This window comes from Thermoflexus hugenholtzii JAD2 (assembly GCF_900187885.1).
Lineage (GTDB): Bacteria > Chloroflexota > Anaerolineae > Thermoflexales > Thermoflexaceae > Thermoflexus > Thermoflexus hugenholtzii.
In genome coordinates this window covers 1-11972 of sequence record NZ_FYEK01000072.1, presented here as the reverse complement: position 1 = coordinate 11972, position 11972 = coordinate 1, and the positions used below count along the sequence as shown (strand labels likewise).

Here is an 11972-nt window from a genome sequence, read left to right as displayed (position 1 = left end):
ACGGGATGATCCGGCGGGTGGTGTTCACCGGGGTTCTGAGCCTGGCGATCCTTCTCGCCCTGGTGCCGTATCTGTGGCCCCAGCCGGCGCTCCGCCAGGCCCTGACCGAGCTGGGTTCCACGCTCCTGGCGTATGCCACGCTGGTGGCCTTCCTGGCCTTCCTGGACGCCCACCTCCGTCGGATCCGCCTCCAGGAGGAGGGATGGCCGTATAGCCTGGTCACCGTCCTGAGCGCCCTCGCCGTCCTGATCCTCGCCGCAGGCGAAGGATGGATCCGGGGCAGCGGGCTCGCCGGCCCCTGGATGATGTGGATCTATCAATATGGGGTGCTGCCCCTCGAGGCCTCGCTGGGCGCGCTGCTTCCCTTCTTTATGATCCTTGCCCTCTGGCGCCGGCTGCGCGCTCGACCCTCGGTCGAAGCCCTGCTGTTCACCGCCGGCGTCCTGAGCGTCCTGATCCTCCGCTCCGGCGGCACCCCCCTCCCGCTGCTTTGGGGTCCCCTGTCCCACGCGGTAGTGGATCCCCTGATCACCGGAGGGGTCCGGGGGATCCTGCTGGGCGTGGCGTTGGGGGTGGTGGTCATGATGCTGCGGATCGCCCTGGGGCTGGATCGGCCTATGGGCCGTTGATCCGGGAGGAAGCCGATGCGACGCTGTCCGGTTTGTGGGGCGCTTTATCCGGAGGAGGCGCAAATTTGCACCCGTTGTGGGGCAGATCTGGTGGCTGGCCCCGGGGAGATCGAGGGAACCCTCTGCGCCGTCTGCGGATACCGGAACCCGCCCGAGGCCGTGTTCTGTGAGCAGTGCGGTGTCCGGCTGAAGGGAGCGGAGGAGGAAGGGGAAGTAAGGCGGGAGGAGGCAGCCGGAGCGCCCCCGGAGCCTGGGATGCCGGAATGGCTGCTTGCGGTGGAGGATCTGTTCCCGGAAGCGCCTCCCGCTTTCCCGGAAACCGTCGAGGAGGAACGCCCGCCGTTCGGGGCGCCGCCGGTGGAAGAAGCGCAGGGTCCGGGGGAGGCCCCCCCTTCGGGCCCTGAAGCTCCGATCCTTCCCTTCTCGGAAGGAATGGAGCCGGAGGCCATGCCCCCGGAGGCGGAGACCGGGATGGCCGTTCCGCCGGGGATGCCTCCGGAGACCGAGGCATCCCCGTTCCCAGAGCTCGAGGAAACCCCTCCGGTCAGCGAAGCGGGCTTCTCAGGTGAGGAGGCTCCCCCGCCGGAGACGGCTCCGTTCACCTTCTTCTCGCTGGAGGAAGAGGCGGAGCGTCCTCCCGCGATCGAAGCCCCTTCTCTGGGCGGCGAGGCAGTGGAGGCTCTTCCTCCTCCACGGCCGGAGGGGGAGGAGCTGCCGGAATGGTGGAAGGAGCTGGGGCTGACGGAGGCGCCTCCGCCCGGTTCATCGGAGGAGGAGGTCCCTGCCCAGGCCCCTCCTCTTCTGGCCGAGGAGCTCCCGGAGGAGGTCATGACGGCGCCGCCGGCGACAGCGCCCTTCCAGCTGGAGGAAGCGCCTCCACCCCCGCCTCCAGAGGAGGTCCCGCCCTTCACCGACCTGGAGGCAGTGCTGGCGGAGATGCCGGAGTGGTTGCAGACCCTCCGGCCGGTCGCCGAGGAGGGCGGAGAGGCGCCGGCGGAGGCGCTCCTGCCTCTGGAGCCGGTGGTGGTAGAGGAACAGGGTCCGCTGGCGGGGCTGGTGGATGTGCTCCCACGACATCCCCGGCTGGTGGAGGTCCAGGGCCCTCCCGCCCGTCTTCGGGCCGAGCCGATCCCGGAGCTCCAGACGCGGGCGGAGGCCTGGGGGAGTCTGCTCGCCCAGGGCCTGACCTTCCTGATCGGCGAGCGGGTGGCGGAGCCGGCCTCAGCCGGTCTGGCCCAGGCGGTGGAGCGCGGGTTGTTGTTCGCCCTGATCCTCGTGGCGTTGATCCTTGGCCTTTACTGGCCGCTGCCCTTCTTCCGGCCTGCCCTTCTGACGCCGCCGACGGCCTTCGTCGCCGCGCTGGATGAGGCCCCATCCGGAGGGCTGGCGCTGGTGGCGGTGGAGTATGGGCCGGACCGCGCGGCGGAGCTGGACGGCTTCCTGAGGGGGGTGCTGCAGCGGCTGTCGGACCGTGGGGTGCGGGCCCTGACGGTGAGCCTCAGCCCCTGGGGAGCGGCCCAGGCCGCCTCCGTGGTCCTGGCGCGGCCGGACTATGGGGAGCGGGTGATGCATCTGGGGTATGTGCCCGGGCATGAGGTGGCGATCGCCCGTCTGTTGAGCCAGCCGCTGCGCCGGTTCCCCGCCGATTACACCGGACGGCCGGTGCTGGATCTGCCCATGGCCCGGGATTTGGGGGAGGAGCCGCTGGCGGCCCGGGTGAGCCTGGTGGTGCTGATCACCGGTTCCCCGGAGGCCCTGCGAGGCTGGCTGCAGCAGGCCCGGGGGATCCTCCCCCCGGAAGTGCCGGTGATCGCGGCGGTGAGCGCCGGCATCGCGCCCTATGCGGCCCCGTATCAGGAGAGCGGCCAGCTCCGGGCGGTGGCCGCCGGCTTGCGGGACGCGCTGCTGCTGGAGGGCGAGGTGGCGGAGGGCAGCCCGGCCTTCTTTGATCTACAGGCGCAGGCGTTGCTTCAAGTGCTCGTTGCCGCCCTGATCGGCGTCGGGTTGGGGATCAGCCTGTTCGCCGCGCGCCGGAGGGAGGGATGAACCCGATGGAGGCCGTGGGGACCGCTCTGGCGGTCCTTCTCACTCTGATGATCCTGAGCTATCTGATCGAGGACACGGCGGTCTATCGGCTGGCCGCCAGCCTGCTGGTGGGACTGAGCATCGGGTATTTCACGGCCGTGATGCTGTGGAACGTCCTGATCCCGCAGTGGCGGGCGCTTCCCGTGGCGGCGGATCCGGCCCGACGGGCTTTTCTTCTCCTACAGCTTGGGTTGGGGCTTCTGGTCCTGGCGAAAGGCGTGCCGCGGCTGGGGATCCTGGGGGATCTGGGTCTCGCCATCGCCCTAGGCGTGGGCCTGGGGATCGCAGGGGCGGGGGCGCTGTTCGGGACCATCGGGCCTCAAGTGGCCGCGGGGGCGGGCCAGGGGTTCACCCTGGGGCTGGCGGCGACGTTGCTCGCGCTGCTGGCCGCCCAGTTCTACCGCCCGCCGGTGCGGTCCCCTGCCCTGAGCGCCGCATGGGGGGGTCTGCAGGGGTTGGGACGGGCGGTGTGGGCCTTCACCCTGGGCGCGCTGTTCGGCAGCGCCCTCATCACCGGGATCTCCCTCCTGATCGGCCGGGCCGAGTTCCTGATCCAGGCCCTAAGCCGGTGGGGACCCTGAGATTCCGTGTTCCGATACGCACCGGCGGGAGCAGGGCATGACCCTGAAGAGCCTGGTGACCATCGATGTGGGGAGTGTGCAGACCCGGGCGATGCTGTTCGCCCGGGTGGAGGATCGCTTCCGCTTCGTGGCGGCGGCCAGCGCCCCCACTTCCCTGCGCGGCCCGGATCCGGATGTCCTCCTCGGCGCGATCCGCGCCCTGGAGCATCTGAGCGCGATCTCCGGGCGCCCCCTGCTGGATCCCCAGGGGATCTTGATCGCCCCCGAGCTCTCCACAGGGGCGGGGGTGGACGTCTGCTTGATCACCCTCAGCGCCGCCCCTCCATTGCGAGTGGTGTTGGGGGGCATCGCTCCCGAGTGGAGCCTCGCCAGCCTCCATCGCGCGGCGGCGGGGACCTGCGCGCGGGTCCTTGAGGCCCTCTCGGTGATCTCGCCCGATGGATCCCGGCGGACCGAAGAGGAATGGCTGTATGCCCTGGTCGCGGCGGAGCCCCATGTGGTGGTGATCGCCGGCGGCGTGGATGGCGGGGGCACCCGGCCAGTGGAGGCGCTGCTGGAAGCGGCCGTCCTGGCGGCCCAGCTGCGCCCGGAGGAGGAGCGCCCGCTGCTCCTTTTCGCCGGGAACGCGTTGTTGCGCGAGGAGGCGGTGGCCATGGCCGGGCGGCAAATCCCGCTGCGGGTGCTGGAGAACGTCCGCCCGCGCCCGGGGGTGGAGCGCATCGGCCCGGTGGTGGAGGAGCTGGATCGACGCTACGTGGAGCAGGCGGCCATACGCCTGCCGGGCCTGTCGGCGTTGCAGGGATGGGCCCGTGGCGAGATCCTCCCGACCGCCCGAGCCCTCAGCCATGTGGCCCGCTATCTCAGCCTGGAGACCCCGGAGCGCGGGGCCCTGGTGGTCGATGTGGGGGGGCGCCACGTGGTGCTCGCAGCCGCCTATGGCGGCATGCTGGCTCAGGTCGTGCAGCCGGACAGCGGGATCGGCCCGGGGATCCTGTCGCTGTATCAGCGACGGGGTTACGAACGCATTGCCCGGTGGTTGCCCCAGGAGATCCCTCCGGAAGCCCTGGAGACGCTGGTGTGGACGAAGGCCCTGCACCCGCTCTCGGTCCCTCAAACCCCGGAGGAGATGTGGATCGAGCTGGCCTTCGTTCGGGAGGCCCTGTCGGAGGCGTGGGAACGCCTCCACGTCCTCTGGCCCGAGCTCGGTCGGACCATCCGTTTCTTCGAACCGATCCTGCTCAGCGGCGGCGCCTTCGCCGCCCATACCCGACCCGGGGCCCTGGCGCTGGCCGCTCTCGACGCCCTCCAGCCGACCGGGCTCACCACCCTGCTCTGGGATCCGGTAGGCCTGCTCCCCGGCCTGGGGGCCCTGGCGGCCCTGGACCCCGGATCCGCGGTGGAGGCCATCACCGGCCGGCCCTGGATCCTCCTGGCCACGGTCCTGGCCCCTGCGCTGGAAAGCCCGGTGGCCCCGGATGAGCTGCTCTTCACCTTCGAGGTCCACCATCGAGGGCCGGACGGCTCGGAATCGGTGTATGAGATCGAGGCCCGGGGCGGACGCCTGGAGGTGGTGCCCATCCCCGAGGCCGGCGAGACCGAGTTACGACGCTTCCGGATGCGACGCCCGGTGGATCTGGGATGGGGACCCCGGCGGGCGCCCCGGCGGATCCGGATCCCGGGAGGGATGCTGGGCCTGATCGTCGACGGGCGGGGGCGGCCGCTCCGGCTGGCCGAGGATCCGGAAACCCGTCGGGAGCAGAACCAGCGCTGGCTCTGGGACGTCGGCGCCCTGGGAGGTGCCCTGTGATCTCGATGGAATCGCCTCGCTTCTATCCCGGGTCCGTGACGTTTACGGCCCTGGCGACCATTCGCCGGGAGCGCCGCCTGCCCCTCCCGGGGAAGGTGCGGGTGCGTCGGGGAGAGACGGTGGAGGCTACGACTGTGCTTGCCACCGCCGAGCAGCCGATGGGCGTGGTGATCGTGGATCTCGCCCGTCCCCTGCGGGTCCCCCCGGAGCGGGCCCTCGCCTATCTGCGGCGCAAGCCCGGCACATCGGTGCGCGCTCAGGAGGTGCTGGCTGCCCGACGGACCCTCCTGGGACTGCGCACCCTGCGGGTGCGTTCGCCGGTGGACGGGGAGGTGGTGGCGGCCGGCGGGGGCCGGGTGATAATCCGGACCGGGGCGCGCACGCTGGAGGTCCGGGCCGGGTTCCCCGGCGTGGTTGTGGAGGTGATCCCTCAATATGGGGCGATCCTCGAAGCCACGGGCGCCCTGATCCAGGCCTTCTGGTCCAGCGGCTCGGATTTCAGCGGAGTTCTCCGGGTGGTCACCAGCGGGGCGGAGCCGTTGCGGGCGCGCGTCCTGGATCCCATGGTCCAGGGCACTATCGTGGTGGGGGGTGGGTGGATCGAGCCGAGCGCCCTGGAGCAGGCGGAGCGGCTTCAGGTGCGAGGGATGATCGCCGGGAGCGTGGAGGTCTCTCTGTTGCCCCGACTGCGGGAGCTCTCCTTCCCGGTGATCCTGACGGAAGGGTTCGGCCGCCTCCCGATGCATCCGGGGATCTTCCGGATCTTCTCCCTTTATCAGGGCCGCGAGGCCTTCATCCTGCATCCTCCCGCGGATCCGGATGGCACGCCGGGCCGCCCGGAGATCGTGATCCCGGTCCCGACGGAGAACCCCCCGCCGCCGGAGCCGACGGGGGAGGTCGTCCTCCAGCCCGGCTTGCATGTCCGTCTGTTGCGGGAGCCGCATCGGGGGCGCACGGGAACCGTCCTTCGCGTCCTCCCGGACCCGCAGGTTCTGGAGAGCGGCCTGCGGATGTGGTGCGCAGAGATCCGGCTGGACGGGGAGGAACGTCCCGTCCGGGTCCCGGTTTATAATGTGGAGGTCCTGCGCTCATAGGAGGTGCGGTTATGGACCGGCCCGCCGCGCCCTGAAGGGTCTTTCTGCAACCACCTCCGGTTCAGGAGGCGTCTCCGATGGCTGACGTAGATCTGGAGGGGCTGCCCCCGGAGGAGGGGCAGAACAGAACGTTCATCCTGGCCCTGCTGGTCCTGGGGGGGCTGTTCGTCGTCCTGCTCTTTGCCATCGGGCTGTATCTGGCCCTGAGCGGCCCGGCTCGGGGTGGGCCGGCGGCTCCGGCGGGGGCGCCCACCTTCACGCCGATCCCCTCGCCCAGTCCGCTGCCGCCGACCTACACCCCGACCCCCAGCCCGACCCGGCCGGCGACCCCCACCCCGGTCCCCACGCCGACGGTAGAGCTCGCCGGGCAGCCTACGGCTACCCCTATTCCGGAGCCGACGGCAACCCCGGCCCGCCCCACACCCACCCCGCGGCCGGCCGGGCTGCCTCAGACCGGTGGCGGGAGCGGCCTGGCCTGGGGGCTGGGGGCGATGGGCGTGCTCTTGCTGGCCTTCCTGGCCCGGCGCCTGCGGATGCGCCCCGGCGCTTCCTGAACCGGAGCCGTTCTCACCGCCGGCGGTTGAGCTCGAACAGGAACCGGAGGCCGTGCAGGGTGAGGTGGGGGTCGACCACCTGGATGGCGCGGACCTCGTGGGCGATGGTGTCCGCCAGGCCGCCGGTGGCGATCACTCGGGCCGGCTCCTCCAGCTCCGCCTGGATCCGCTGGATCATCCCCTCGACCATGCTGGCGAAGCCCAGGATCAGGCCGGATTGCATCGCCTGGATGGTGTTCCGGCCGATGACCCGGGGCGGCCGGGTCAGCTCCACCTGATACAGCTGGGCCGCGGCGGTGACCAGGGCCTCCGCGGCCACCAGGATCCCTGGGGCGATGGCGCCGCCCAGGTATTCCCCGTCGCGAGAGATCACATCGAACACTGTCGCGGTCCCGAAGGCGATGGCGATGGCCGGCCCGCCATACAGCCGGTAGGTGGCCACCGCGTTCGCCACGCGATCCGCCCCTACCTCCCGCGGGTTCTCCACCGCCAGCCGGATCCCCGTGCGGATCCCCGGGCCGACCATCAGGGGCTCGAGGCCCAGGTAGTGTCGGACCATCTCCTCGAACACCGCGCGCAGGGGCGGGACCACGCAGGCGATGGCGCAGCCCCGGATCTCCCGGGGGCGGATTTGATGAAGATCGAAGAGCTGCATGAAGAGGGCGGCGTATTCATCGGCCAGGCGGTGGCGCTGGGTGGAGAACCGCCAGTGGGCGATCAGGGATTCCCCCTCAAACACCCCCGCCTTGATGTTGGTGTTACCGATATCCAGGCAGAGCAACATTGCGGAACTCCTTGAATACCTGCAGGCGGGATCCTCTGGGCAACGGCTTTGTGGTCCGCGCATCGGTTTTTTGTAGGAGGGGCTTTAGCCCCGAACCTCCCTCTTCGATCCGCAAGGGGTGGCAGCGGAAGCCATCCCTCCAATTTCGAGCCCCCGTCTTCTCGATCCCGCCGGGTCGCGGCTGAAGCCGCTCTTACGGGCATAGGTCAGTGGGATCCGGGCTACGGGAGCATGATGTTGTCGATCAGCCGGGTGGTCCCGATGTAGACCGCCAGGGAGAGCAGGGCGGGGCCTTCCACCCGCTCCAGCTCCTGCAGGGTCTCTGGATCCGCCACGCTGACGTAATCGATGCGGGCGAGGGGCTCCGCCCGGATCACCTCCCGCATGGCCTCCCGCAGGCCTTCGGCATCCCGTTCCCCCGCCTCATAACGGGCCTTCGCGGCCTGCAGCGCCCGGAACAGCACCGTAGCCGCCCGCCGCTCCTCCGGGTTCAGGTAGGTGTTGCGGCTGCTCATGGCCAGCCCGTCCGGCTCCCGCACCGTCGGGCAGATCACGATCTCCACCGGGATGTTCAGGTCCTGCACCATGCGCCGGATCACCACCGTCTGCTGGGCGTCCTTCTGGCCGAAGTAAGCTCGGTCCGGCTGGAGGATGTTGAACAGCTTGGCCACCACCGTGGCCACACCCCGGAAGTGCCCCGGCCGGGAGGCGCCCTCCAGCGGACGGCTCACCTCCTCCACGATCACCCAGGTCTGGAAGCCCGGGGGATACATCTCCTCCACGGAGGGGACGAACACCAGATCCACCCCCAGGGGCTCCAGAAGCCGGAGGTCCCGCTCCAGATCGCGGGGGTAGCGGGCGTAATCCTCGTGGGGACCGAACTGGGTCGGGTTGACGAAAATGCTCACGGCGACGCGGTCGTTCTCCGCCCGGGCGCGCCGGACGAGGGAGAGATGTCCCTCGTGGAGGTAGCCCATCGTGGGCACGAAGCCCCACGTGCCAGGGAGCGCCCGGCGGACGGCGCGGGCTTCCGCAATGGTATGAACCACGCGCATGCGCATCACCTCCCCAAGCGATCTGCGCGCAAACAGATTCCGCTCTTCATCCCGGGACGATCTCCCCCGCCCGGACCTTCGGGGGCGGGGAGACCGGAGCGCGAACGCGTTTCCGCTCCAGGGCTTTCACGGCCCGCCAGAGGGCTTCGTTCAGCGGGACGGGGATCCCCCGCTCCCGTCCGATGGCCGCCACCGCCCCGTTCAGGGCGTCGATCTCCGTCGGGCGGCCCCGCTGGAGGTCCTGCCGCATCGATGAGGAGTTGGCCGCCGTCCGCCGGCAGACCTCGGCCACGAAGGCGGCCGGGTCCTCGAAGGGCAGCCGGATCCCCTGGGCCCGGGCCACGGAGGCCGTCTCCCGGGCCACCGCGCCGGCGAGGCGCCCGAGGGTCGGCCGCTCCAGCAACGCTCCGTTCGGGACATCGAAGAGGGCGGTCACCGGGTTGATGGCGGTGTTGGCCACCAGCTTCCCCCAGATCACCCCGCGCAGGTCCTCCCGGATCTCCACGGCGAACCCGGCTTGCCGCAGGCGCGCGAGGAGGGGCTCCAGCGGCGCCCGGGACGAGGAAGGGGCGCCGAGCCAGATGGGGCCCTCGCCCCCCAGCCGGGCGCGGCCCGGGGCCTCCAGCGTGGCCCCCATCATCGTCACCCCCTGCCACGCCCGCTCCGGCCCGAGGACCGTCTGGAGCGTCTCATACGGCCCTAAGCCGTTCTGGAGGGTCAGGGCGATCCCGGCGGGCTTCAGGACCTGCAGGGCCCACCGCGCGGCCCGCTCCGTCTGGTAGGCCTTGACCAGGATCAGGGCGGCGTCGCACGGAGGGACCTCCGCCGGATCCTCGGCCACCGTGACGAAGGCTGTTTCCTCCCCCTGGGGGGTGATCAGGCGCAGGCCGTGATGGCGCGCGGCCTCCAAGGCCTCCCGCCATGTGCCCAGCATCCAGACCTCCGCCACCCGGGCGAGACGGACCCCGAAGAGGGTCCCCAGGGCGCCGGTGCCCAGCAACGCGATCCGCATCATCGGGCCTCCGCCACGGGCGCAGGGGCGGGGAGCGCTTCCAGCATGGCCTGGAAGGCGGCCAGCTCCTCGGGGTCCATGGAGAACGTGTGCTCCGGGCCCGGGAACCGCCGGCTCCGCACGTCCTCGCAGTAGGCCTGGACGGCCCGCACGATCTCCTGGTGCAGGTCCGCGTATTTCTTGGCGAAGCGCGGGGTGAAGCGATCGAAGAGCCCGATGAGATCGTGCAGGACCAGCACCTGGCCATCGCATGCCGCTCCGGCCCCGATGCCGATGGTGGGGATGCGCAGGCGTTCGGTGATGGCGGCGGCCACCGGCTCGGGCACCATCTCCAGGACGATGGCGAAGCATCCGGCGGCCTCCAGGGCCAGGGCGTCCTCCAGCAGGCGTCGGGCGTCGACGGCCGTGCGGCCCTGGACGCGGTAGCCGCCCAGCCGGTGGAGGGACTGGGGGGTGAAGCCGATGTGGCCCATCACCGGGATCCCAGCGCGGACGATGGCCTCCACCGTGGGGGCCATCTCCCGCCCGCCTTCCAGCTTCACGGCGTCCATCCCCGCTTCTTTGAGGAAGCGCCCGGCGTTGCGGACGGCCTCGGCGATGTCGGCCTGGTAGGCCATGAAGGGGAGGTCGCCCACGAGCAGGGCGGAGGGGTGGGCGCGGGCGACCGCTTTGGCGTGGTGGAGCATCTCCTCCATCGTGACGGGGAGCGTGTTGGGGTAGCCCAGGACCACCATGCCCAGGGAGTCGCCGACGAGGATGACGTCGACGCCCGCGCGGTCCACCGCCAGGGCGGTGGGGTAGTCGTAGGCGGTGATCATGGTGATCGGCTGGCGGGCGGCCTTGCGGGCCTGCAGCGTGTGGACCGTGACCTTTTTGCGCTCCATGGTCCCCTCCCGGAGATGCGCGTGAGGAAATAAGGGGCGACCGGCCCGAAGCCGTGGGGGGACACAGGGGCCATCGGGGACAGGACTTTCCCTTCCCCGCCGTCCCGGTTGCCCGCCGGCAATCCAGGCGGTCGCAGGCGATCCATCCGGGGTCGATCTCCTTTCGGCTCACCGCCCATCCGGGTCGGTGGCGCTTTCAGTATAACACGGATTCAACGATTCGGGGTTGTCGCATCCGGGTGATCCGGGTAGGGGCGACCCGCCGGGTCGCCCCTACAAGGGGTTCCGGAACGGGTTTTCCGGGTCGTCGGGCCAACGCTGGGGGTTGGATCGGATGTAGGCGCAGATGCGGGCCAGGGCCTTATCAGTGCGGATGATGTGTTCGTAATCATTGCGCTGCCAGACGGGCGCGCCAGGGGTGCCCCGCAGGCTGTTGATGCGTTTGGCAGTGATGGATTTGAATTGGCCGATGATGGCGCCGATGGAACCGGCATCGGGCCCGCGCGGGGGGTTAGTGGTTATTGTAGGGGCGACCCGGCGGGTCGCCCCTACATTCGTATCAATGATCCAGATGATCCCATGCACGTGGTTGGGCATCACAACAAATTCGTCAGGGTGCAACACCACATAGGGGCGCACGATGGCGGTTTGGAGCCATTCGGCGCGCACGATCTCTCCGCATTCGTTCAACCGCATCTCTCCATCCACGATCTCGCCGAACAGCGGCATCCGGTTGTAGGTGACGATGGTAATGAAATAAGCGCCGGGTTGGGTGTAATCGTATCCCGGCAGGCGGATGGACCGCCGGTGATGGCGTTGCGGATCGTAAGGCATCGGGAACCTCCGTCATCTTTTGGATGCGTTTGCGCATCGAACGAAAATGTAGGGGCGCAGCACCGCTGCGCCCCTACCCTATGTTGTGCCCAATGATCAAGGGGCACAACCCAATTTTTCGCCCCTACCTCTTTTTCCACAAGGCCTCCCCCATCCAGCCCAACAGCGCCCTTACCGCGCGCAGAACGAGGATCAGCAACGCCGCCGCCCAGAGGGGCTGCCTTTGCATGAAGCGGAGGACGGCCTCCCCCAGCCGTTCTCCCATTCCGGTCAGCGCCGCCATCTCCAGCCACGCCAGGCTCGTCAGCAGCAGGGCCAGCGCGCCCCGGCCGACCCGTTGGGCCCAGGCCTGCCAGGCCGGGACGGGCGGGGGTTGCAAGGGGTCCTGCCAGGGCGAAAGGGCCGCCGCCCAGGCCGCCTGCCGCTCCAGGACAGCGGCAAGCAGATCGAATGCGCGGGCCTGCCGTGCCGCTCGCCGGATGGAAGCCAGTCGCTTTCGCCAGGCACGGCGCTCCTCCTCGTCCTGAGGCGGAGCGGCGGGCAGGAGTTTCAACAACGCCTCGGCTGCCGCCCAGCGCACGTCCGCATTCTTATCCTGGAGGGCCTGGGTGAGGGCGGGGAGGGCCTGGGGGTCGCCGATCTTCCCCAGCGCC

Annotated in this window: 12 protein-coding genes; 6 read left to right on the top strand and 6 right to left on the bottom strand. The window is 70.3% G+C overall.

Annotated elements, in window-relative coordinates:
* The first annotated feature begins 5 nt into the window (after window positions 1-5).
* The 6 genes from CFB18_RS13135 to CFB18_RS13110 all read left to right on the top strand — a co-directional run bounded on the left by CFB18_RS13135 (window position 6) and on the right by CFB18_RS13110 (window position 6750).
* Window positions 6-629, top strand: coding sequence for a hypothetical protein (locus CFB18_RS13135; RefSeq protein WP_088572256.1), 624 nt, complete (start codon window positions 6-8; stop codon window positions 627-629).
* Between the two features lie 15 nt (window positions 630-644).
* The gene (locus CFB18_RS16350; RefSeq protein ID WP_088572255.1) at window positions 645-2675 is read left to right on the top strand and encodes a zinc ribbon domain-containing protein; all 2031 of its coding nucleotides are present in this window, start codon (window positions 645-647) and stop codon (window positions 2673-2675) included.
* Window positions 2672-3295: a hypothetical protein gene (locus tag CFB18_RS13125; protein WP_088572254.1), complete on the top strand. Its 624-nt coding sequence runs from the start codon at window positions 2672-2674 to the stop codon at window positions 3293-3295. Before CFB18_RS16350 ends, CFB18_RS13125 begins: the two co-directional genes overlap by 4 nt.
* Window positions 3296-3332: 37 nt before the next feature.
* Window positions 3333-5102, top strand: coding sequence for a glutamate mutase L (locus tag CFB18_RS13120; RefSeq protein ID WP_088572253.1), 1770 nt, complete (start codon window positions 3333-3335; stop codon window positions 5100-5102).
* Window positions 5099-6196, top strand: a complete 1098-nt coding sequence (locus CFB18_RS13115; protein WP_088572252.1) for a hypothetical protein — start codon at window positions 5099-5101, stop codon at window positions 6194-6196. The genes CFB18_RS13120 and CFB18_RS13115 overlap by 4 nt, the downstream gene beginning before the upstream one ends.
* 77 nt (window positions 6197-6273) lie before the next feature.
* Complete coding sequence (locus CFB18_RS13110) at window positions 6274-6750, top strand: hypothetical protein (RefSeq protein WP_088572251.1); 477 nt, start codon at window positions 6274-6276, stop codon at window positions 6748-6750.
* Window positions 6751-6763: 13 nt separating this feature from the next.
* Here the strand turns inward: CFB18_RS13110 and CFB18_RS13105 are convergent, their stop codons facing one another.
* The 6 genes from CFB18_RS13105 to CFB18_RS13080 form a co-directional block, all read right to left on the bottom strand.
* A complete protein-coding gene (locus CFB18_RS13105) occupies window positions 6764-7534 on the bottom strand; it encodes a type III pantothenate kinase (protein WP_088572250.1) in 771 nt (256 codons plus the stop codon).
* A 221-nt stretch (window positions 7535-7755) separates the two neighbouring features.
* On the bottom strand, window positions 7756-8589 hold the full coding sequence (gene panC / locus CFB18_RS13100) for a pantoate--beta-alanine ligase (RefSeq protein ID WP_088572249.1): 834 nt from the start codon (window positions 8587-8589) through the stop codon (window positions 7756-7758).
* A gap of 46 nt (window positions 8590-8635) precedes the next feature.
* Window positions 8636-9601, bottom strand: coding sequence for a ketopantoate reductase family protein (locus CFB18_RS13095; protein ID WP_159461758.1), 966 nt, complete (start codon window positions 9599-9601; stop codon window positions 8636-8638).
* The gene (panB, locus tag CFB18_RS13090; protein ID WP_088572247.1) at window positions 9601-10485 is read right to left on the bottom strand and encodes a 3-methyl-2-oxobutanoate hydroxymethyltransferase; all 885 of its coding nucleotides are present in this window, start codon (window positions 10483-10485) and stop codon (window positions 9601-9603) included. The genes CFB18_RS13095 and panB overlap by 1 nt, the downstream gene beginning before the upstream one ends.
* Before the next feature lie 273 nt (window positions 10486-10758).
* Entirely contained in the window at window positions 10759-11319 is a 561-nt protein-coding gene (locus CFB18_RS13085; RefSeq protein ID WP_088572246.1) for a transposase, read from the bottom strand.
* Window positions 11320-11443: 124 nt separating this feature from the next.
* Window positions 11444-11972 (bottom strand): HEAT repeat domain-containing protein (locus CFB18_RS13080; RefSeq protein ID WP_200808223.1); only part of this gene is annotated, 529 nt, incomplete at its 5' end.